Origin of the sequence: Aliivibrio fischeri, from assembly GCA_038993745.2 — a bacterium.
GTDB lineage: Bacteria > Pseudomonadota > Gammaproteobacteria > Enterobacterales > Vibrionaceae > Aliivibrio > Aliivibrio fischeri_B.
In genome coordinates this window covers 286,978-309,762 of record CP160630.1, presented here as the reverse complement: position 1 = coordinate 309,762, position 22,785 = coordinate 286,978, and the positions used below count along the sequence as shown (strand labels likewise).

Annotated in this window: 17 protein-coding genes and 1 pseudogene; 14 read left to right on the top strand and 4 right to left on the bottom strand. The window is 37.3% G+C overall.

What is annotated here, in order from left to right:
• Positions 1 to 32 precede the first annotated feature (32 nt).
• The 6 genes and pseudogenes from AAFX60_015410 to AAFX60_015385 all read left to right on the top strand — a co-directional run bounded on the left by AAFX60_015410 (position 33) and on the right by AAFX60_015385 (position 6,395).
• A pseudogene (locus AAFX60_015410) lies at positions 33 to 1,180 on the top strand (YcbX family protein).
• Between the two features lie 132 nt (positions 1,181 to 1,312).
• Complete coding sequence (locus AAFX60_015405) at positions 1,313 to 1,720, top strand: RNA-binding S4 domain-containing protein (GenBank protein XDF79801.1); 408 nt, start codon at positions 1,313 to 1,315, stop codon at positions 1,718 to 1,720.
• Positions 1,721 to 1,878: 158 nt separating this feature from the next.
• On the top strand, positions 1,879 to 2,208 hold the full coding sequence (locus AAFX60_015400) for a multidrug efflux SMR transporter (GenBank protein ID XDF79800.1): 330 nt from the start codon (positions 1,879 to 1,881) through the stop codon (positions 2,206 to 2,208).
• A 115-nt stretch (positions 2,209 to 2,323) separates the two neighbouring features.
• Positions 2,324 to 2,941 carry an NAD(P)H-dependent oxidoreductase gene (locus AAFX60_015395; protein ID XDF79799.1) on the top strand — a complete coding sequence of 206 codons (618 nt, stop codon included), beginning with the start codon at positions 2,324 to 2,326 and terminating at the stop codon, positions 2,939 to 2,941.
• 7 nt (positions 2,942 to 2,948) lie between these two features.
• A complete protein-coding gene (locus tag AAFX60_015390) occupies positions 2,949 to 4,865 on the top strand; it encodes a monovalent cation:proton antiporter-2 (CPA2) family protein (GenBank protein ID XDF79798.1) in 1,917 nt (638 codons plus the stop codon).
• 429 nt (positions 4,866 to 5,294) lie between these two features.
• Positions 5,295 to 6,395 carry a winged helix-turn-helix domain-containing protein gene (locus AAFX60_015385; protein ID XDF79797.1) on the top strand — a complete coding sequence of 367 codons (1,101 nt, stop codon included), beginning with the start codon at positions 5,295 to 5,297 and terminating at the stop codon, positions 6,393 to 6,395.
• A 37-nt stretch (positions 6,396 to 6,432) separates the two neighbouring features.
• On the opposite strand, the gene AAFX60_015380 is transcribed toward AAFX60_015385, so the two are convergent.
• Positions 6,433 to 7,935, bottom strand: coding sequence for a DUF3612 domain-containing protein (locus AAFX60_015380; protein XDF79796.1), 1,503 nt, complete (start codon positions 7,933 to 7,935; stop codon positions 6,433 to 6,435).
• A 159-nt stretch (positions 7,936 to 8,094) separates the two neighbouring features.
• Here AAFX60_015380 and AAFX60_015375 point away from each other — a divergent pair, with 159 nt between their 5' ends.
• Positions 8,095 to 8,655, top strand: coding sequence for a hypothetical protein (locus AAFX60_015375; GenBank protein ID XDF79795.1), 561 nt, complete (start codon positions 8,095 to 8,097; stop codon positions 8,653 to 8,655).
• 95 nt (positions 8,656 to 8,750) lie between these two features.
• Here the strand turns inward: AAFX60_015375 and AAFX60_015370 are convergent, their stop codons facing one another.
• Positions 8,751 to 9,104, bottom strand: coding sequence for an MmcQ/YjbR family DNA-binding protein (locus tag AAFX60_015370; GenBank protein ID XDF79794.1), 354 nt, complete (start codon positions 9,102 to 9,104; stop codon positions 8,751 to 8,753).
• Between the two features lie 57 nt (positions 9,105 to 9,161).
• On the opposite strand from AAFX60_015370, the gene AAFX60_015365 reads away from it, so the two are divergent.
• Positions 9,162 to 9,383, top strand: a complete 222-nt coding sequence (locus AAFX60_015365) for a hypothetical protein (GenBank protein ID XDF79793.1) — start codon at positions 9,162 to 9,164, stop codon at positions 9,381 to 9,383.
• 4 nt (positions 9,384 to 9,387) lie between these two features.
• On the opposite strand, the gene AAFX60_015360 is transcribed toward AAFX60_015365, so the two are convergent.
• On the bottom strand, positions 9,388 to 10,176 hold the full coding sequence (locus AAFX60_015360) for a helix-turn-helix transcriptional regulator (GenBank protein ID XDF79792.1): 789 nt from the start codon (positions 10,174 to 10,176) through the stop codon (positions 9,388 to 9,390).
• A gap of 552 nt (positions 10,177 to 10,728) precedes the next feature.
• Between AAFX60_015360 and AAFX60_015355 the strand changes: the two genes are divergently transcribed.
• Entirely contained in the window at positions 10,729 to 11,109 is a 381-nt protein-coding gene (locus AAFX60_015355) for a helix-turn-helix domain-containing protein (protein XDF79791.1), read from the top strand.
• A 134-nt stretch (positions 11,110 to 11,243) separates the two neighbouring features.
• Positions 11,244 to 12,473: a peptidase T gene (pepT, locus tag AAFX60_015350; GenBank protein ID XDF79790.1), complete on the top strand. Its 1,230-nt coding sequence runs from the start codon at positions 11,244 to 11,246 to the stop codon at positions 12,471 to 12,473.
• 81 nt (positions 12,474 to 12,554) lie between these two features.
• Here pepT and fdhF read toward each other — a convergent pair whose 3' ends face one another.
• Positions 12,555 to 16,718: a formate dehydrogenase subunit alpha gene (fdhF, locus tag AAFX60_015345; GenBank protein XDF79789.1), complete on the bottom strand. Its 4,164-nt coding sequence runs from the start codon at positions 16,716 to 16,718 to the stop codon at positions 12,555 to 12,557.
• Between the two features lie 295 nt (positions 16,719 to 17,013).
• Between fdhF and glpA the strand changes: the two genes are divergently transcribed.
• From glpA to AAFX60_015325, 4 genes are all read left to right on the top strand, one after another.
• Complete coding sequence (gene glpA / locus AAFX60_015340; protein XDF79788.1) at positions 17,014 to 18,666, top strand: anaerobic glycerol-3-phosphate dehydrogenase subunit A; 1,653 nt, start codon at positions 17,014 to 17,016, stop codon at positions 18,664 to 18,666.
• On the top strand, positions 18,663 to 20,030 hold the full coding sequence (gene glpB, locus AAFX60_015335; GenBank protein ID XDF79787.1) for a glycerol-3-phosphate dehydrogenase subunit GlpB: 1,368 nt from the start codon (positions 18,663 to 18,665) through the stop codon (positions 20,028 to 20,030). Before glpA ends, glpB begins: the two co-directional genes overlap by 4 nt.
• Positions 20,027 to 21,298 (top strand): anaerobic glycerol-3-phosphate dehydrogenase subunit GlpC, encoded by a 1,272-nt coding sequence (glpC, locus tag AAFX60_015330; protein XDF79786.1) that lies wholly within the window; start codon positions 20,027 to 20,029, stop codon positions 21,296 to 21,298. The genes glpB and glpC overlap by 4 nt, the downstream gene beginning before the upstream one ends.
• 316 nt (positions 21,299 to 21,614) lie before the next feature.
• Positions 21,615 to 22,745 carry a winged helix-turn-helix domain-containing protein gene (locus AAFX60_015325; GenBank protein ID XDF79785.1) on the top strand — a complete coding sequence of 377 codons (1,131 nt, stop codon included), beginning with the start codon at positions 21,615 to 21,617 and terminating at the stop codon, positions 22,743 to 22,745.
• Positions 22,746 to 22,785: the final 40 nt, after the last annotated feature.

Here is a 22,785-nt window from a genome sequence, read left to right as displayed (position 1 = left end):
ATTTCCATAACACATATAATACGGACATCATTGTGAGCAAAACAATTTCAACTTTATCTCAAATTAATATTTTCCCTGTTAAATCAATTGCTGGTGTATCTCAATCTAGCGCTTATGTTGAAAAGCAAGGATTACAGTGTGACCGTCGCTTTATGGTTACCGACCCTAATGGCAAAATGATCACCGCTCGCACTCATCCTCAAATGGTTAAAATTAGTGCGATCATTGAACCTGATGGTCTAATTCTTTGTTATCCAGGATTAATTGATCTGCATCTCACTTTCAATGAATTAGAGATGAAACAAACAGAAGCAAAAGTATGGAATGACTCTTTTTCTGCCTACTCAACGAATCAAGAAGCTAATCAATGGTTCTCTTCCATTTTATCAACAGATGCACAATTACTTTATACTGGTGAACAATCAAATCGTATCCGTGAAAAAATCCAAACAAACGTGAGCTTTGCCGATGGTTATCCATTGCTTGTCATTAGCGAAGCCTCTCTTGCAGAGCTAAATAAGCGCAGTACTAGTCACCATACAATGTCGCAATTTCGCACAAATTTAGTTATTTCCGGCGATGAGCCTTTTATTGAAGATTCTTGAAGCGTATTCGCATTGGTGAAGTAGAATTTGAAATAGTTAAACCTTGCCAACGTTGCATTTTAACAACAGTAAATCCAAGAACAGCACAATATCACCCAAACAAAGAACCGTTAAAAACGTTCTCAACTTTCCGAGCAGATGAGAGTGGCAATGTGTATTTTGGGCAAAACCTCATTGCCAAAAATGAAGGCACAATTAAGCTAGGTGATAAGATTGAGGTGTTAGAAAGTAAAGAAAAAGAGTTTTACCTTGATTCTAGTTCTGAAACACAAGAGAAAAAAGCAACCCCACACACAAGTGAAAAATCTGATACTCCAGAAGAAGTCACTATCAGCTTAAATGGTCACTTATTCACGGGTAATACGGAGCAACCGCTTCTTATGCAAGTCGAAGAGGCAGGATTAAGCATAAATAACAGCTGTCGTGCCGGTTTATGTGGTGCTTGTCGAGTAACATTAGAATCAGGAGAGGTTGAGCAAGAAGATTCCCCAGCTCTTAATCAAAAATTAAAAGAGGCAGGAATGATACTGGCTTGTTGCTCTGTTCCTAAAACAGATGTTGAAATAGTTGATTAACTCTTAATAAAACGGTGCTAATAATACAGCACCGTTTTTACTTTACTAAGTCCTGACTCTTCTGAAAATAGCCCTAGGCGACACTTACGCTCTCAGTTACAATATGTGTAATTGCTAATCATAGAGATCCTCATGTCAGATCAAGAAGAATTTGAAGTTGAAGCCATTGGTGTTGAAGTGAATGTTCAACCTATCGAGCTATATAAAGTCCTAAAAATTGCTAACGTTGTTAGTGGTGGCGGTGAAGCTAAACATGTTATTGGCGAAGGCTATGTTGGCGTTAATGGTGAACTAGAACAACGTAAACGTCGAAAAATGTATGATGGCGATGTCATTGAATTCAATGAAGAATACTACGTTGTAATTTGTGACACTCCTGTTGGTGAGCTACCTGAAATTGAAGAAAATCCTCAACCAGCTCAAATCGAATCTGAGTATTCAGCTCCAAAGACCAAAAAAACTAAGAAGAAAAAACAAAAACAAGATCAACCAACCACCGTTGATCCTGAGAGTGGTCGTCGCTCAATTAACTTCTTCTAAAAATTAGGCTCAATATCATTAATATTGAGCCGACTCCTCTTCAATCCACCTATTATTACACTCACGTAAAAGTAATTAATTCTATTAGCTATTATCATTAAATTTGAAATAACTATACTACACCTACTTACCAACACCGCTAAATAGGAATTAATAAAATGGGATGGCTTTTTCTTCTTCTTGCAGTTGCTTCAGAAGCATTTTCACACGTTGCACTTAAAGCAACCGATGGTCTTTCACACCTAATACCAAATGTCATTGTAATTACTGGTCATCTAGGTGCTTTTTATTTTCTTAGTCAAGCAATGAAGACATTACCTGTAGGAATTGCTCACGCATCATGGGCGGGATTAGCAATCATTGCGGTAACGCTGATTTCAAGTGCATTTTATCATCAACATTTAGACAATAAAATTTGGTTAGGTATTGGATTTATCAGTATTGGCATTGCGATAATTAACCTATCATCTACGCCTCACGTACATTAAACACCCTAATTGTTATAATTTATGCAAAATTTACAAGCTGAAAAACATTTCTATTATATTTTCTTGCTATCATGTAAACATAAATACAATAACTTAAATAATATAAAGAGGTTTTATGACAAGCCCGGCTAAAAAAGTACTGATTTTATTCGCTCATCCTTCTCAACACCGCTCTGAAGTTAATGTGGCATTAATTAAACAAGCTAAAAAAATTGAGCATGTCACTGTTGTCGATTTGTACCATGATTATCCAAAATTCAATATTGATATCGATAAAGAACAAAAACAACTTTTAGATCATGATGTTATTATCTTTCAATTTCCGCTTTATTGGTACTCAACCCCAGCTATTTTAAAAGAGTGGCAAGATATGGTTTTAGAGTACGGTTTTGCTTATGGTACAGACGGTAATGCACTAAAAGGAAAAACCTTTCTATGTGCTATCACAGCTGGAGGTAAGGAAGAGGCTTATCAAACCAATGGATATAATCAATTCACTATCCGTGAGCTCCTACATCCGCTTGAACAGATGGCCTCACTAACTCATATGGAGTATATCGCTCCATTAGTGCTATTTGGCGCTAGAACCGCGTTAGAAGATGACCGAATTGAAAGACATACTGAGCGCTTTAAAGTCTTACTGTCCGCATTAATTGAAAATCGTGTTGATACTGAGGTAGCAAAAACTTTACCCAAACTAAACCACTCATTCGATAAATTTATTAAGGAATAAAAGCATTATGACTGGATATTTTTTACAAGCTTTTATCTACCTTGTTGCTGCTGTTATTGCTGTACCAATCGCTAAACGTCTAGGACTTGGTTCTGTTCTTGGCTATTTAATTGCTGGGGTGGTTATAGGACCAATCATTGGCCTTGTTGGCGAAGAAACAACGACTATTCAACATTTTGCCGAATTTGGCGTTGTTATGATGCTATTTCTTGTCGGTTTAGAACTTGAACCTAAAATGCTATGGAATATGCGTAACCGTCTCATGGGATTAGGAGGACTGCAAGTTGTCGGCACTACTGCGGTCGTAATGGGGCTTGCTATGTTCTTCGGCCAATCATGGACTATTGCACTGACCATTGGCCTAATCTTTGCCCTATCATCCACAGCGATAGTATTGCAAACATTCAATGAAAAAGGATTGGCCAAAACAGAAGGCGGCCAAAATGCTTTCTCGGTATTACTTTTTCAAGATATTGCTGTGATCCCAATGCTAGCTTTTATTCCACTATTAGCTTTACCTGAATTAGTAGCAAAAGCGCAATTGGCAGCCGCAACCGCTGCTGAGCATCATGAAGAATTAACCCTCGTTGCAGGCCTTCCTGGTTGGGCATATGGACTAGTGATTACCGCATCCATCGCATTAGTTGTCGTTGGCGGTCATTATTTAAGTCGCCCTCTATTTCGCTTTGTAGCAAGCTCTGGACTTAGAGAAATATTCACAGCAACAGCACTCATGCTTGTTATTGGTATTGCAGCCTTAATGAGTTTAGTCGACCTATCTCCAGCTCTAGGTACTTTCCTTGCTGGTGTTGTTTTGGCAAACTCAGAATTTAGACATGAACTTGAATCCAACATAGATCCATTTAAAGGGCTTTTATTGGGATTATTCTTCATTACCGTAGGTGCAGGGATCGATTTTGGCATCCTATTTAATGATTTCTTCCTAATCATCGGTTTAACAATCGGTGTCATGGTACTAAAAGCAGCTGTTTTATATATATTAGCTCTGATCTTTAAGATCAAAAACAGTAACCGTTGGTTATTTACGCTTAGCCTAGCGCAAGCAGGGGAATTTGGGTTTGTTTTATTAAGTTTTACCGTTCAAAACCATGTATTACCACAAGAAGTCGCTCAACCATTGTCATTGGTTGTTGCTCTTTCTATGTTCTTTACCCCAGGTTTATTTATCTTATTTGATAAAGTAATTCTGCCTAAATTTGAACAACAATCAAATGAAAGAGAAAGTGACACAATTGAAGAAAAAGGCACGGTAATTATTGCTGGTGGCGGTCGGTTCGGCCAAGTCGTCAACCGTTTCTTAGTATCTAATCATGTAAATACTGTTGTACTCGATCATCAAGCAGATCAAGTCGATTCTTTAAGAAAAGTAAATACCAAAAGTTACTTTGGCGATGCAACTCGTCCTGATTTACTTCACACAGCAGGAATTGAGCACGCTGCCATGCTTGTTGTGGCTATTGATAATCAAGAAAGCAGTATAGAACTGGTTAAATACGTCAAGCACACGTATCCAAAAGTAAAAATACTCGCACGTGCTTTTGATAGAGGCCACTCATATATGCTTCGTTGTGCTGGTGCTGATTTCATTGAATCAGAAACCACCCGCTCAGCACTTGAAATGGGTGCTGAAGCCATGCGCAATCTAGGACAACACCCGTTTCATGTAGAGCAACAAAAAATAGCCTACAAAAAAGTAGAAAATCAAAGTTCAGATAAACTTTATCAAGCATGGTTAGACGATTCTGAAGGTGAACGTTTTGATAATAACTACCGTAAGCTTTTCATTGAATTAGAAGGAACGATTAAACACGCAATGAGTAAGGATCGTTCAGATAAACACAATCAATCTGAACGAGCTTGGACTCCACCACCAAAAGGCTATGCAGATGATATTGATGAATAAAACCAACCTTTAATTAAATTAATAATGGTACTTATATTTTCATCTCATACTAAATCATAATATAAGTGCCATTTTCATTTATCTTAATACCTCATACACATCTTTATATTTTTATTATTTTATTGAAATAATAATCCTCACCAAAAACCAGCATGTAATTCTTTTCCTCGATAATTATATTGATAATTTTTGTGTAAACTGACAATAAGTGAGAATAATTATTCTTAATATTACCACAACAAAAACAACTCCTTTTAAATCAAAAGGTTAAATGATTTGCTTTTTTTATCGTAACAATAGAAAACATTCATGGTTGATTTTGGTTTATTTATTGATAATGAAGTTTCTTTCTTGATATGCTTGCTGTTATAACAACAATAATATTAATAATCCTTTTAGTTTTTCAGTTTCCTTCTCTTAGGTTACATAATGCTCAATAAAAATCTTATACGATTTAAAGATATAACGTTTAATCCAAAAACAAACCAAATAATTAAGAACGATTGCATAATTAAGCTGACTCATAGTGAATCAAAAATTTTAAAATTGCTTTTAACCTCACCAAATAAAGTTTTCTCAAAAGATGAGATTTTTACTTATGTTTGGGAGGGAACAGCAAGCAATATAGGTGTTGTACCACAGACGATTTCAGTTTTACGCAAAAAATTAAATCACAATGAAATCTATCTAATTGAAACTATTAAGAAAAAGGGATATAAGGCAGATGTAAATGGTACTTTATTTAAAAAAAGTAAACTAAATCAGAATCATTTGTTTTTATTAATTACTATTATCATATCCTTTTGTTTATTTTTGATTGATTTTGAAAAGCATATATCAAATGAAAAAAACAATGATGAAATAAAATTAGAAGAGTTAATGCCAAATGTATTTCAAACAAGTGACTCATTGCCATTTGTTTTTGATCCAACTGTTTTAAGAAGTAACACAACTTATTATATTAATCGACAATCAAATAACTTAAACATATCAGCTTGTCGACAAATTGGTACACAGTGTGATTTAACATACAATAAAGTTATATTTTTACAAAACAATGAATCGAATACAATTATTACTCAATATATTCAAGATGTTAAGTTTACAGAAACAAAATATAAAGATGAATTAAATACAAATCCTGTGCGATTTAATTATGCAGCTCAGATAATGGTTAAAAGCGAAAATGATAATTATTACAGCGGACTGGTAATTGCCAATTACAACTTAAAGCAAAGAAATAATAAATACGTTTATAATAAAGTATCTATTGTTATTGATGAAACTGGCTTTGCAGGACAATGCTCATACACTAGAGAACCGGAAAAACCTTTCCTTGAGTGCAATGAAGGTGACTGTGCAAGTTATGTTGGCTCTATATCTGATCCTAAAAAAGCGGTTGCATATAAAAACTTATTTCAATATCCCACAACTGGGTTAAACATTTTATTATTTCCAATAGATGACGATGTATCCTTATTTTACAATACAGAATCCGGATTATCTTACTTAGTATATCAGTATAGCTAAAATTAAAAATAGCCGTTAAATCAATCAGTAACGGCTATTATTTATAGCAAGTAGGTTTTCTAGGACAAACCGCCCCTCGAGAGCATATCACTTTAGCATCACTCTCTACACCACGCTCAATCCAGTTAATATTTAAAATTTTAGCGACACTAATAAGCTCTCGTTTAATACTTTTCGAAATCGAACTTTCTCCTCCATTTTTTACACATGCTTTCTGTAGATCCCTAGCTAAAGCAACTGCATCTTTGCCTTGTGCTTCTATTGCTGGGTTTAAATCTACACCAGCACATAACACCCTATTATTACCTGCAGGATCTGTCATATTTATTGATTCACAGCAATATATTCGTGGCTCTGACCCTACATTTAAAATCGAAATTTGAGCAGAACTGCCCTCTTTAGGCTCAGTTAATCGTCTAAATACCGCCCAATGCTGACATGGGTCACTAACCTGCTTCATATTACCCCATGGCAAAGGGATCCCATTACCTCTGTATACAGCTTTAAGTTTTCCTGGAGCATAAGCATCAAAATAATGCCAATGAGGATAAGGTGAAACAACCGTCATTCTTCGCATCGCAACAGAAGGAGAAACACCAGCTAAACGATGAGCCTCAACTTCATATCCATACCGGTCAAGTAATTGTCTAAATGGCACTTTAGGACACAACAGAGCTCCAGCAAAAAAACTCGATTCAAAATCACGCCATGCATGCAGTATATCTTGTGCATTCAGAGCACTGTCTGTGTGATGGACTTCTTCATCAAAAACTCGGTGACTTCCTACAGATAGCGAACTTTTTAATCCTTCTTTATTATGTAAAACGCAATGGCCAATATAAACGGCTAAATCATATTTCAATCTTGTTGAATGCTGTTTTAGCATCTCATTTAAATAAACCGTAGAAGGAGGTTCAAAAAAAGAGGTCAGCAACTCTTTTCCATTAACACCAAATTCATCAATAACAGCCTTTGGTGTTTCCTTCACCCACTTTAAAACTAACCCATGCTTTAATGCCATATCCATCATTTGTTCAACGCTCAGAGGCAATTGCTTTAACCCCACCTCTTCTGCTGCCCGCTCTAGATCAGGGAAATGATTTTGATTATTTTCTTGGTGTGCCCGTATAAGAAGATGAGCAAATTGCCTTCCTGTCACACCTGTTTGATTAAGCATTTCTGGAATTGCAATTTGAAGAATGTCATTGGAAAAAAGAAAACTTGGTTCAAGAACCATTCCACTAATCCCGCCTTTTCTTCCTTTATCAGGTGTTATCGCTTGTGGCTCGGGCTCATTATCTAAAAACCAACTGCTTTCTTTTTGAAATACGGTTGCAATCACTTCAAGCATATCAGCGCTAGGAACACGCTTTCCTCTTTCGATCATAGAAAGGTACGAGACTGATGGAGAGTTTTCAGGATCCACTCGAATACACCGAGTAGAAAGATCTTCCATCGTTAAGTGATTGCGTTTTCTCAGATTACGAATTTTTGTTCCAAGAAAATGGCTCTGTCTAATAATACTTTTTGACTGTCGCATCTTGTAAAATTCACACTGTTAAGTTTTTGTTGTGAAATTGTAGTTAAAATTAAGCTAAGCTTCAATTTAAGTAAGCAAACAACTCTGACCAGTGTGACTTACCTAACAATGCCGATAATTAAATCGGTATTAGATAAAGACTTTTTCGAGGGTACCATTATGGCGATTACCAATATAAACAAAGAAAGTAATACACAACATGAAACTCCGTTTATGGCTGAAGCTGTTTATGCCGTCGAAAAAATGGAAGCAAAACAAGAAGAGAAACAACATCAAATCAAAGGTCTTCTTGACCAATTATTCCCACTAACAAAAGGCTCACATCAAGACGTTACTAACTACTTACTTGATTATCATCATTTAGTAGTTTTCTTTAAAGATGGTGGTTGCAGTGGATTACGCAATCCAGGAAAATTTGTTGCTTTCACAGGACACAGATCATCGCCTGATACTATTTTATTAAAAGACAACAGTGGCAGTCATGTTGAAATTATTTTTGGTCTTCATACGCCAGGTAAAGATTCACTGGTTACCATAGCTGATGTAGAAATAGAAACATGCACAACGTTCAGTCAGGACTTTAGCTTAGCGGCTATGCGTCATTGGATTAGTTTAATAAAGCGTGACAGCAGTTCACACATTAAAGCTCATCAAGTAGATAAAGAATATACAGCCAAGAATGGAGATGAATACCAACTTAACAGCTGTTTTAGTCTTTAATGAAAAGCCATTTTCACATTGGAAATGGCTGTTTTACCAACCCTATTTATCTAGTACATACTTTGAACGTCTAAATAGAAGAAGTCGTTGTGTTGTTATTTTTTAATCTGACTTTTCTCTAATTTGGTTAACTTTGATGTAACCAGAGAATATGAGTCATCAATCCACGCTTCTATCATACTGACTGTAATATCACTTGAAGGCGTAATGGTTATCCAATGCTTTTTGTTCATATGATAACCTCGTTCAATAGAGGTAAATTCCTCCGTTAAAAACGTAACATCTTCCGGTGCCGCTTTAAGGGTAATGCTTAACTGTTCATTCCTATACCCTATAAGTGCAAACATTTTATTAAATACCTTAAAAACATGAGCTTCAGGACCAAATGGAAAAGAATCTTCACAGCATGGTTTCGCTAATAGATAATCAATATATTCATTTCGTATCACTCTGCTCTCCTCATCACACATCTAATCCTTTTTCGTAGATACACTCGTGTTAAAGTAATGACAACACTAATTATCAATAAAATGCTTATGTCACCAGAACTAAAACTGATTCTAATTGCTATTCTCTGTGCTCTTCTATCTATTGTAGGCCATTTGATTTTAAGTAGTTTATTTTCAGGTGCTTACTGGCTTGAAATTACTGCAGCCATTATTCCCTTAAGTTTTTTATTTATCGTATTTTTTTCTTTTAGATTTGCTCAAAAAAACGACCAGCGTTAATACATTATATTGAATGTTTTAATTTATACTGCTCGGGAGTGCAATCCGCGTATCGTTTAAACATAGTGATAAAAGGACTGGTTTGGTTATAGCCTAAACTAAACGCAATTTCTTTAATCGACATCTTCTTTCGCAATAAATCCAAAGAATAAAGGTATCGGATCCGTAAGCGCCATTCAGTAAAACTCATGCCTAATTCATTTTGGCAATGACGAGCCAATGTTCTTTCTGTTGTATGATTTCTTGCTGCCCATTGAGCTAAAGATGTTTCATCTGCAGGATTCGCTTCTAGCGCCTCTAAAATAGGTTTAAGCAACTTATCTTGTGATGTAGGTAAAAATCGCTCACTCTGCTTAGCAATTAGAAGCTGATCAAAAAGAACATGAATTAACCTTTCCTGCTGTTCATTCTGAGGTTGCTGGATCTTATTCTCACGTAATTCCGCAATTAAAACTTCAACTAAAGGGCTGACTTCTAATAAACAGGTATGGTCAGGTAATTGTTTCGCAAGTTCAGGGATAATATTTACCGAACAATACGCTATCGGTTTTCGATTATAACTTTGGTGTTGCACACCAGCAGGTACCCATATAGCAAAATGAGAAGGTGCTAAAAAACGATGCCCTTCTGCTTCTAACTCTAAAATCCCACCACTTATAATTTGTAATTGCCCCCAAGAGTGAGAATGAGATCTTGTCTCTGTGTTAGAGCGAAATGCATCAAATAATAGATAAATGTCCGATGGCAAAGTATCAAAAGTAACCGATGCTTGAATATGTCTTGCTATTGCCATTCCCCCCCCTAAAAACACACAAACAATTAACCATAAATTAATACATTACCTTAATAAAAGTATATCTAATCATATTTCGCCATAGTGAACAAGTTATTAATAGAAAATGAATGAAATGTATTTAAAAACCTATTCCATACACATATTAAAATAATAATAACATTATAAAACACTTTCACATTAATTAATTAGATATTTATTCTATAAACTATTTGCAATACTATCTAAATATGATTAATATGCAGCCATACAATCAATCCGATACACTCTTATTGGATAATAATCAATAAGATAAAAATAAATTAATTTACTTTTATCTTAACACGCAACATCTAGTTATCACATATTCGTGTTAACTCTTTTAAAATTCGACGATTTAAAAACGTTTATTCTTGAAAGAAAGAACATCTTAAATAAAGTGCATAGTTCCTATTATTTAGAATAAAATCACAAAATGAACTTTATTTCTTATGTAACTATAAAAGTCTGAAATATTATTTCTCTCAATAATGAAACCGTTTTTAAAAATTAACATTTCCGAGGTATATAATTGTGTTAGATGAAAGCACCTCTATGGAAAGCATTTCTCGACGGATCGAGGCAAGAAAAACAGAGCTAGGACTATCTAATTCTCAAATTGCTACAGCATGTGACGTCTCTACAAGAACGGTAATTAACTGGACTAGCGGACTTTCTAGCCCTCATATATCCAAATTGATCCCTTTAAGCTTTATTCTGAGAAAAGAGATTGGTTGGATCATTTCAGGTAGTGATAATATTCCCGACTGGCTAGGGGTCACAATGTCTGATGTTATTGAGTTCCATCAGGAACTATCAAAATACTCGAAATCAGAACGTACTATGTTGTTTAAATCTATCAGCAATTTAATTGAACAATTTGGTTTCATCTTAAAAGCTAAAGATAAGAAATAACTATTTTTACTTAGCGCATATAATCTAAATATGCGCTAACCACTTTGTTTTTTATGACCCATCGCAAACTTTAAAATACCTTTTTGATCAATACTTTCACTCAATTTTGTTTTCAATTACATAGAGTGAATATCATGAAAGACCTTGTAGAACGCTTTCTTTCTTATGTGAGTATTGATACTCAATCCAATCCTTCTGCACCACAATGTCCAAGCACTGAAAAACAATTCAATTTGGCTAACCAACTAGTTTCTGAATTAAATGAATTAGAACTTTCTGATGTCTCTATTGATGAAAATGGTTATGTCATGGGGCGTTTGCCTTCAAACGTAGACTATGATGTGCCTGCAATTGGCTTTATTGCTCACATGGACACAGCCCCTGATGCATCAGGTGAAGATGTAAAACCACAAATCATCAATAATTATCAAGGCGACACAATAACCCTTGGCACTAGTGGTGAAGAATTAACACCAAACCAGTTCCCTGACTTACTCAACTTAATCGGTCACGATTTGATCACCACAGATGGTACAACTTTACTTGGTGCTGATAACAAAGCAGGCATTGCCGAAATCCTAACTGCCATTGCTGTATTAAAAGCGAACCCAGAGATCCCACACGGTGATATTTGTATCGGCTTCACTCCCGATGAAGAGATTGGACGTGGCGCAAACCTATTTGATGTTAAGAAGTTCAATGCAAAATGGGCTTACACTATCGATGGCGGCCCTGTAGGTGAGTTGGAATATGAAAACTTTAATGCCACAAGTGCGGATGTCATTTGTCATGGTGTGAACGTTCATCCGGGTACGGCTAAAGGTAAGATGGTTAACTCCATGAATATCGCAGCTCAATTTCAAATGATGATGCCAGCAGATGAAACACCAGAAGGCACCGAAGGCTATGAAGGTTTCTATCATTTAAAATCAATGAACGCAGGCGTAGCCAAAACCGAACTTGGTTATATTGTTCGTGATTTTAGCCGTGAAGGTATGGCTGAGCGTAAAGCCTTTATGCAGCAAAAAGTGAATGAATTAAATGCAAAATTAGAGAAAGGTCGCGTTGAATTAGTCTTAACCGATAGCTACTTTAATATGCGTGAAATGGTAGAACCTCACCCACACGTGATTGAATTAGCTAAAGAAGCAATGACAGCGTGTGACATTCAACCTGATATCAAGCCTATTCGTGGCGGTACGGATGGCGCTCGTTTATCCTTCATGGGTTTACCTTGCCCTAATATCTTTACAGGTGGTTATAACTTCCACGGTATTCATGAATTCATTACGATTAATGGCATGAAACAAGCGGTTGATGTGATTGTGAAAATTGCAGAGTTGAACGCCATCAACAATAAGTAATTCATAACACTATTTCTAAACATAAAAAATGCCCGATGATTACTCAAATCATCGGCATTTTATTTTACGTTATTACATTATTTATACACAGACTTCAGGTTCTGGTTGTAATACCTTTTCTACCTTCACTGCTGCGACTTTAAACTCAGGGATCTTGGCATGAGGATCAAGTGCTGTTGTGGTCAGTTTATTCGCTGCCGCTTCCACAAAATGGAACGGTACAAATATCACCCCTTCTTGCATACGCTTAGTCACAAATGCTGGTGCTTCAATCGTACCACGGCGTGTTGATACTCGAACCATCTCACTGTTTGAAATACCTAAGCGCTCAGCATCTGCCACACTCATCATAGCGCGCGGACCAGCAAGGTTGTTCAACCCTTTGGTTTTACGTGTCATGGTGCCTGTATGGTACTGCTCCAATAAGCGACCCGTTGTTAATACTAATGGATACTCTTCATCTGGAAGCTCTGCCGCATATCTAAATGGAACCGCTGCCATTTGGCCTTTACCACGTAAGAACTGCTGATTATGCATAATGCGAGTGCCTTGTAGATTCGCATCATTACACGGCCATTGAAGTCCATTTTTACCAATCGCATCCCAATGCATACCTTGGTACTGAGGCGTCACTTGAGTGATTTCCTCAGTAATATCTTCAACCGATTGGTAATTCCATTCACCACCCATTGCATTAGCAATTTCTTGAATGATCCACCAATCTTCTTTCGCTTCACCCGGAGGATTTACCGCAGGTGAGATACGCTGAACACGGCGCTCAGTATTGGTAAAATGACCCGCTTTTTCTGCAAATGAGCACGACGGTAAAATCACATCAGCATACGCTGCGGTTTCTGTCATAAAGATATCTTGTACAACTAGGAAATCTAATTTCTCTAAACCGTGAATAACGTGTGCTTGATCAGGGTCACTCAATACTGGGTTCTCACCCATCACAAATAGACCTTTTACTTGTTCATGGCAGGCTGCATCAATGATTTCTGTTAATGTTAAGCCTTTCTTACTTGGCAATGTTGGCTTATTCCACGCTTTTACAAATTTCTCATAAACCGCAGGATTCTCGACCTTTTGGTAACCTGGGAAATCTGTTGGCAACGCACCCATATCACACGCACCTTGTACGTTTGATTGACCACGAAGTGGATTAATACCACCACCTTCAATACCAATGTTGCCACACAGCATTTGTAAGTTAGCAATAGATCGAACGTTATCATGGCCCGTCGTATGCTGCGTAATACCCATTGAATAATAAATAGCAGTACGTTTAGCAGTACCAATGTAACGTGCCATTTCAATCACATCTTGTGCTTTTACGCCTGTGATTAACTCAATTTTCTCAGGTGAATACGCCTCTGACATGACTTCTGCTTTTAGTTCATCAAAACCTTCAACACGTTCAGCGATGTATGCCTGATCGTGCCAGTTATTTTTGATGATCTGCTGCATAATACCGTTAAGTAGCATCACATCCGTACCCGGACGTTGTGCTACATACAGCTCAGCATGATCAGAGATATCTACTTGCTTTGGATCCGCAACAATCAAACGAGCACCGTGATGACGGATGGCTTGTTTAATGTGAGAAGCAATGATCGGGTGAGCTGATGTGGTATCTGAACCAATAATAAAGATCAGATCAGAATGTTTAATACTTGGAATATCATTGGTCATCGCCCCACTACCAATAGACGCTTCTAAGCCCGTTACCGTCGTTGAGTGACATAAGCGTGCACAGTGGTCAAGGTTATTGGTTTCAAACTCACGACGTACTAATTTTTGGAATGCGTAGTTATCTTCATTGGTGGTTTTTGCCGACGAGAATCCCGCTAACGCATTGCCGCCATGTTGAGATTTAATGGTACTGAACTTATCAGCAACTAATGTGATCGCCTCTTCCCAACTAGCAGGAATTAACTCACCATTTTTACGAATTAACGGTGTTTTTAAACGCTCATCACTGCTAACAAAATCAAAACCAAAGCGACCTTTAACACACAGCATGCCTTCGTTCACAGGAGACGATTTAGCGCCTTGAACGTATTTAATTTTGTTTGTTGATTCATCAACCATCATGGTTAACTTACAACCCACACCGCAGTATGTACAAATCGTATCAACCGGTTTTAAAACTTCGATTCGGCCTTGAGATTTATCACGAGAATCAACCAATGCGCCAACAGGACACGCTTGAACACACGCACCACATTGTACACAGTTTGAGTTACCCATTTGATAACCGTGCTCAAACCCTGCACGACATTCAGGACGAGAGGCATTAGTTCCATCTTCATTTTTCATGAAGCTTAAAACGCCATGCACGCCTTTTTCGTTACACGCTTCAACACATTGACCACAACTAATACAACGGTTGGCATCAAACACGATGAATTCAGAGCTGGTATCAATAGCAAACTTCTGTTTACTTTCGTTGCTTAAATCCGTTTCATCCGCTTTATATTCCGTTGCGTAATCACGCAGTCCACAATTGGTGTTTGCCTGACATGCACACTCTAAGCAACGCTCAGCTTCACGTATTGCATCCAAGTTATCAAAGCCCGTTTCAACTTCATCAAAGCTTTGTTCACGTTGCTCTGCCGTTAACTCAGGCATGATGACTCGCATTGCTTTTTGGATATGTTCAAAGTGCTTAGGATCAACTTGCTTAGTCTTCTTCTCTTTTTGAGAATTAAACGGTTTGGTTGGGATTTTCTCCATGTCACCGTTAAAGAAACGATCAATCGCTTCTGCAGCAATACGGCCATCAGCAACCGCTTCAATCGCCGTCGCAGGACCACGACGGAAATCACCGATGCTAAAAATATTTTTCACACCACTGTGCATTGTCAAACTGTTTGCGTCAGCGGTATTCCAACGAGTCAGTGGCAAATCAATCGTATCGTTCTCTAAAAAGCTTAAATCCGGTTTTTGTGATACCGCAGAAATCACGGTATCAAACTCTTCAATGAAAAATTCACCGGTTGCCTGAGGACTACGACGACCAGACGCATCAGGTTCACCTAATGCCATTTTCTCCAAGCGAACTTGAGCTACTCGTCCATTTTCATCAGCAATATTTTCAACAGGGTTAGTTAAAAAATGGAACTTAACACCTTCATGTTCAGCTTCAACCACTTCATAATCTTCTGCTGGCATCTCTTCACGAGTACGACGATAAATAAGCGTTGTATCGGCACCATCACGCACCGCTGTACGAGCACAATCAATCGCCGTATTACCACCACCAATAACCGCGACTTTTTTACCTGTCGTTAATTTAGATTCTGTTACGTAATCTTTTAAGTAATCAACACCTAAATAACAACCACCAAGCTCACTGCCTTGATAATGCATTTCAACGGCTTTTGAAGCACCAACAGCCAAACAGACAGCATCATACTCATCACTTAACTGTGTTAATGAGAAATCCTCACCTAGTTTCACAGAAGTTTGAATTTCCATACCGTTACGACACATCAATTCGATTTCTTTATCTAAAATCGATTTTGGTAAACGATATTCAGGAATACCATAACGTAGCCAACCGCCTGCTTTAGGCATTGACTCAAACACCGTTACACTGTAACCCTCATTAGTCAGATAATAACCACAGGTTAATCCACCCGGACCACTACCAATCACAGCAATGGATTTTCCTTTGCCTGCCTTCTTTGGTGGTACGTAAGATTCTTGAGCATGCAGGTCCACGTCAGCTGCGTGACGCTTTAACTGACGAATAGCTAATGGCTCATCAACCAAACCACGACGGCATTCCGTTTCACAGAACGCAGGACAAACACGACCAATAGATAATGGCATTGGCAATGTTCGTTTAATGACCTCAATGGCTTTTTGATGATCATTTTGTGAAATATGGTACAGATATGATTGTATATCTACGCCCGCTGGACACGCAGTTTGGCACGGCGCTTCGCAATCTGCGTAATGATCAGAAAGAATTTTGTTTAATGCACTTTGACGACGTTTTACTAACGCTTCAGACGAAGTGATCACTTGCATACCATCAACCGCTTGAGTTTCACAAGCTCGTTGAATTCCTTGACCTTCAATTTCAACTACGCATAAATCACATGGTACTTTCTCACCATTGATATTGTTTCCGCATAGTGAAGGGATTTCGACATTGCATTCCTTTGCAGCTGCTAAAAGTGTTATCTCTTCATCGATAGTGAATGTTTGTTTATCTATAGTTATTTTCATCATTCAATACCTAAGATTGACTATTAATTTTCTCGATTATATCACCACTTTTAGTCTGGTTTTGAACCAGATCGTATCTTTACAAAATCCCAACTCAACAAACGACATTTATTCTCATTACCCCTCTCAATTTTCAACTTTTTTCTGTTCGTTCATTTATTTCTATGTGACATATCCACCAAAACGAAAACGAGACGAATGCGCGAACGAACATTTTTGCGTTAGATCAAAGAATGTGTCGAACATTAATATCATGATGATTTCATACATCAAAAGTGGTAAAAAAAGAGACTAAATTATGGACAAAACTTCTCGATTAGAAACTTCCGTTATCATTATTGGTGGCGGAGCAACAGGCACCGGAATTATGCGTGATTGTGCTTTGCGAGGTATCGATTGTATTTTAATTGAGAAAGACGATTTAGCTTCTGGTACCACAGGTCGCAACCATGGCTTACTTCACTCTGGCGCCCGCTATGCCGTGACTGATAACGAATCAGCAAAAGAATGTATCCATGAAAACAAGATCTTAAAAACCATTGCTAAGCATTGTGTTGAAAATACTCAAGGCTTATTTATCTCACTTCCTGATGATGACTTAGATTTTCAAAAACAGTTTATTGATTCATGCGGATCTGCTGGTATTGAGGCAAAACAACTTACACCAAAAGAAGCGTTATTACTTGAACCAAACGTAAACCCTGATTTAATTGGCGCCGTTCAAGTCCCCGATGGAACGCTCGATCCTTTTCGTTTATGTGCAGCGAATGTCCTAGATGCGAAAGAAAATGGTGCGCGTTTGCTCACACATACCCATGTGACTTCCCTTATTCGACATCAAGATACGGTGCTCGGAGTGAACTGTATTGATGTAAAGACCAATCAGAAAATTGAAATCTTTGCACAACAAGTCATTAATGCCGCTGGTATTTGGGGACAAAATATTTGCGAATACGCCGATTTGAGCATCAAAATGTTTCCAGCAAAAGGTTCATTACTGATCTTAGATTATCGTATTAATAACTTAGTGATTAACCGTTGCCGTAAACCCTCTGATGCCGATATTTTAGTGCCAGGGGATACGATTTCACTTATCGGAACCACATCAGAACACATTGATTATGACAAGATTGATGATTTGCATGTAAGTGCTAAAGAAGTTGATATTCTCATGCGTGAAGGCGCAAAACTCGCACCAATCATGGCAAATACACGAGTTTTACGCGCCTATGCTGGTGTCCGCCCATTAGTTGCTGTTGACGACGACGGTACAGGTCGAAACATCAGTCGCGGCATAGTGCTACTCGACCACGGTGAAAAAGACGGTTTAGACGGATTTACAACCATTACCGGCGGTAAACTAATGACCTCTCGTTTAATGGCAGAAATGACAACAGATCTTGTGGCTAATAAGCTAGGAAATACACAAGAGTGTACCACTCATATTCGTCCGCTACCGGGCTCAAATGGCGCATCAATTACCGCAAAAAAAACCGCAAGTCTTGCAAAACCGGTTTACCAAAGTGCGATTTATCGACACGGTGAACGTGCTCAACAGTTTTTAACCGATGAAGCTAAAGATCAAGCCGTGATCTGTGAATGCGAAATGGTAACCCAAGGTGAAATTAACTACGCCATTAACCAATTAGATGTTCACAACCTGGTTGATCTTCGTCGCCGCACTCGCTTAGGTATGGGCCCCTGCCAAGGAGAACTATGTACCTATCGTGCGGCTGGACTATTTGAAGAGTGTGGACAAATCAGTGGTAACCAATCAAGCCAACTATTAACTCACTTTTTAGAAGAACGCTGGAAAGGCATCAAACCTGTATTCTGGGGAGATGCACTACGAGAAGCAGAGTTTAGCTATTGGATTTATGAAGGTCTGTTCGGAGCAAGTGACATTCCAAACCAACACTCTGAAAAAGAATCAAAAGAGGCAACATTATGAATTTCGACACCATTATCATCGGCGGCGGCATGGCTGGTTTAAGCTGTGCTTTACGTTGCTTAGAAGCAGGACTAAAGACCGCAGTGATTGCCTCAGGTCAAAGCGCTTTGCATTTCTCATCAGGTTCGATTGATGTTCTTGCCAAAACCCCCTCAGGTAAGCATGTTATTAATCCAATGGATAGTCTCGAAACTTTTTCGAAAGAGTATCCGTCTCACCCCTACGCAGCATTGGGTAAAGAGACCGTAGAACGGGCTATCAATTGGTATAAAACAACATTATCAGCTATTGGTGTTCCTTTAACATCCCAAAAAGATGGTTTGAATCACTACCGTCTAACACCATTAGGAACAATGAAATCAACGTGGTTATCACAACCTTTTGTACATCAATTCCCTATTGATTTAGAAAAAAACAAAACACAAAAAATGGTGTTGATTACTATTGATGGCTTTCGTGATTTCCAACCTAAACTGGCTCAAGACAATTTAAAACAGATCACTCAATTATCTGATCTTGAAATAACAACAGCGAGCATATCACTTTCTGCATTTAATGATATTCAGCGTAATCATTGTGAATTACGCTCTATCGATATATCTCGCTTATTATCTAAAAGAGCAAACCGACAAGAGTTAGCTTACGCTTTACAGCAACACGCCAATCCAGGTGATTTAGTTGTACTCCCATCTATTTTTGGAAATGGCACGGGATTAAGCTACCTTCGTGAAATTGAGCAATTAACTAAGCTAACACTATGCGAAGTACCTACTATGCCGCCTTCATTACTAGGTATACGCTTAGAAGAAAGCATGAAACACGCCTTTATTGAGCTAGGTGGTACCATGTTAAATGGTGATCATGTCGTTCAAGGGGAGTTTTCTTATGTGGATAAAAGTGACCCTGAGCATTCTCACTATCGTTTAAATCGTCTTTTCACTAAAAACCATGGCGATTTTCCGCTACAAGCCAAACAGTTTGTCTTAGCCACTGGTAGCTTTTTTAGCCAAGGATTAAAGGCGAATGTTGATTCAATGATTGAACCCATCTTTGGATTGGATATAGCACAAAGTGATAAAAGAACGGATTGGTACAGTCACGATTTTTTTAGTACTCAATCGCACCCATTTTTAAGTATGGGTATTAAGACAACAACCAATTTCCAAGCGATTAAATCAGGTCATGTGATCGACAATTTATACTGTGCTGGCGCAATTCTATCTGGCTATAACCCTATATTAGAAGGTAGCGGTAGTGGTGTTGCAATTAGTTCAGGCTTTCACGCTGCAGAATCCATCATAGAACAATTACAGTGCAACGACTCTTTACAAAATAACAATACAAAAGCAGAGGTCGCGTTATGAGCAGCCCATTATTTAAGTCGTCTTTTCTCAAAGACAGCGTATTAAAAGACAATCTTATTTTTAGAGCACCCGCGAATACCAGTTTTGATCAATGTTTAAAATGCACCGTTTGTACCGTCTATTGTCCAGTAGCAAAAGAAAACCCTGATTATCCAGGGCCAAAACAATGCGGACCAGATGGCGAACGCCTACGCTTTAAAAGCCCAGAATACTATGATGAAACCCTTAAACTTTGCACAAATTGCAAACGTTGTGAAACCGCTTGTCCATCTGGGGTAAAAATTGGCGACATGATTGCAGTCGCTCGTGGAAAATATGGCAAGCCAGCATACAACATGAAAGGTCTTCGTGATTTTGTATTAAGTCATACGGATCTATTTGGTTCAATTGCCACTCCTGTAGCACCTGTTGTAAACGCAGTTACCAGCGTTCCTTTAGTAAAAAAAGTAATGCATAAAACCATTGGTGTACATGATCATAAATCACTGCCTAAATACTCTCATGGTACTTTTAGAAAATGGTATAAAAAAGAAGTGAATGATCAGAGTGTATTTGAGCGACAAGTGCATTATTTTCATGGCTGTTTTGTCAACTACAACCATCCACAACTAGGTAAAGACTTCATTAAAGTAATGAACAATATGAACATCGGGGTTCAATTGTTAGATAAAGAAAAGTGTTGTGGTGTCCCTCTTATTGCTAATGGTTTTCATAAAAAAGCACAGAAGAATGCAGAATTTAATGTGGCTAACTTAGAAGCTGCGATTGAACGTCAAGATGTTCCGATTCTATCCACCTCTTCAACCTGTTCATTTACTTTGCAACAAGAGTACCCTCATGTTCTAGATGTAGATAACACCAAAGTAGCCAAAAAGATTGAATACGTTACTCGTTTCTTATTAAAAGAAATCATGAATGGTCGAGGACCTAAAATGAAGCCTCTAAATAAGAAAATTGTTTATCACACTCCTTGTCATTTAGAACGCAGTGGCGGCAATATTTATACTATTGAGTTACTCCGAGCGATTCCTGGCTTAGAGGTGCAGGTATTAGATAGTGAATGCTGTGGTTTAGCGGGCACTTATGGATTTAAAACTGAAAACTACGAAACATCAGTTGCGATAGGTAAGAATATATTCGACAAAATTAAAGCTGCCAAACCTGATTACGCAATTACTGATTGTGAAACTTGTAAATGGCAAATCGAAGAAAACACTAACACTACAACTATCCATCCTATTTCACTGCTTTGTGAAGCCCTAATCTAACCTTTGTATATTTGTGGGTATAACGCCCACAAATATCATTCAAATCAATTGCAATAAAGATACAGATTCACAGGAAAGATACCAAAACATTACCAAACTCCATAACAAGAAGAAAAAATATTTATCCTTAAAATACAAAGAGTAACAATAAGTGATCAAAATCAAATACTTAGAAATATAGTGTTCATTTTTGATACAAACTTGACATCGGTATTGACAATCTTATATATAATAACAATTAATACATCGAATATATAAAATACAGTCTATTCACTCTATGCTTAAACGAATAAAAATTGAGCACCGCGATTTCATATTGAACATCGCGGATAAATCGATTTCAAAAAAAAATAATGAAATAAAGTTAACAGAAACCGAATGTAAGATATTAACGTTGCTTTTATTAGCGCCAAAACAAGTATTTAGTAAAGAAGAAATTCTTAATTATGCTTGGGATCAAGAGCTAAATAACAATACCAGCGTAGTACCCCAAGCCATCTCAATTTTACGCAAAAAATTATATCGAGATGGCATTGACGCCATAGATACAGTGAAAGGAAAGGGATATAAAGCAACCTCCAATACAAAACCATGCTTTTCAACAAAAAAGAAAAAGCTCGGCTTCACGATGGGAGTGATTGCCACGTCATTTCTGGCATACCATACCTATACGTATACGTATGAACCAGATCTTCAACCTAAGATTAATCAATCCTTAATCAAAGTAAGCGACAATATCTATCAAACATCAAACTCAAAACCTGTTGTAATAAACCCAGAAATACTAGACAAAAACATAAGATATTTCATAAACATACAAGATAAAGTATTGAGTTTATCTGCATGTAAAATGACAGACCAAGAGTGTTCAAGCATATATAATAAAATATTTTTTATTGATAATAGCAATGAAAATATCGATATAAATAAGCTAATAAGTAATATTGAATTTAAATTTAACAAACCGATTGGTGAACCAATTTTTTATAATTCTAACAAAGATGGTAATTATAAAGTATCAAGTAGTATTAATTTAAGAGCTTTAAATAATAGTGCTTATTCTGGACATGCATTTATTAATTATGACGTAACTAAATTAAATAATAATCAATACAAGGCAGAGTTATCTGCTTATGTAAAAGAATCGGGATACATTGGTAGCTTTGGCTACTCTGTAAATCTAAACGTAGAAACAGAAAAAGTTAAAAATCAACCTATTACACATTACATTGGCAAAATAAGTCGGGATGAAAAATACAGTGGGATTAAGTCTGGACGTCAACAATTTGGAACCATAAAAGATCAAAATCAGCTCTATGCTTTCCCACTTTTAAAAAATGGCAAGCACTCTACTTATTTTAATCACATATATCCAATGGGAAACGGGGTTAATTATATCTATATGGAAAATACAAATATCGCATATTTAACTTTTTGCTATAAATAGTAATAGGCTGTATTTCATAAATACAGCCTATCGAATTACC

Excerpts from the sequence above, each read along its gene's own strand:
- pepT (XDF79790.1), top strand. The coding sequence starts at position 11,244 with ATGAAAGACCTTGTAGAACGCTTTCTTTCTTATGTGAGTATTGATACT.
- AAFX60_015385 (XDF79797.1), top strand. The coding sequence starts at position 5,295 with ATGCTCAATAAAAATCTTATACGATTTAAAGATATAACGTTTAATCCA.
- AAFX60_015395 (XDF79799.1), top strand. The coding sequence starts at position 2,324 with ATGACAAGCCCGGCTAAAAAAGTACTGATTTTATTCGCTCATCCTTCT.
- glpB (XDF79787.1), top strand. The coding sequence starts at position 18,663 with ATGAATTTCGACACCATTATCATCGGCGGCGGCATGGCTGGTTTAAGC.
- AAFX60_015375 (XDF79795.1), top strand. The coding sequence starts at position 8,095 with ATGGCGATTACCAATATAAACAAAGAAAGTAATACACAACATGAAACT.
- AAFX60_015365 (XDF79793.1), top strand. The coding sequence starts at position 9,162 with ATGACAACACTAATTATCAATAAAATGCTTATGTCACCAGAACTAAAA.
- fdhF (XDF79789.1), bottom strand. The coding sequence starts at position 16,718 with ATGATGAAAATAACTATAGATAAACAAACATTCACTATCGATGAAGAG.
- AAFX60_015360 (XDF79792.1), bottom strand. The coding sequence starts at position 10,176 with ATGGCAATAGCAAGACATATTCAAGCATCGGTTACTTTTGATACTTTG.
- AAFX60_015390 (XDF79798.1), top strand. The coding sequence starts at position 2,949 with ATGACTGGATATTTTTTACAAGCTTTTATCTACCTTGTTGCTGCTGTT.
- AAFX60_015405 (XDF79801.1), top strand. The coding sequence starts at position 1,313 with ATGTCAGATCAAGAAGAATTTGAAGTTGAAGCCATTGGTGTTGAAGTG.
- glpC (XDF79786.1), top strand. The coding sequence starts at position 20,027 with ATGAGCAGCCCATTATTTAAGTCGTCTTTTCTCAAAGACAGCGTATTA.
- AAFX60_015400 (XDF79800.1), top strand. The coding sequence starts at position 1,879 with ATGGGATGGCTTTTTCTTCTTCTTGCAGTTGCTTCAGAAGCATTTTCA.
- glpA (XDF79788.1), top strand. The coding sequence starts at position 17,014 with ATGGACAAAACTTCTCGATTAGAAACTTCCGTTATCATTATTGGTGGC.
- AAFX60_015380 (XDF79796.1), bottom strand. The coding sequence starts at position 7,935 with ATGCGACAGTCAAAAAGTATTATTAGACAGAGCCATTTTCTTGGAACA.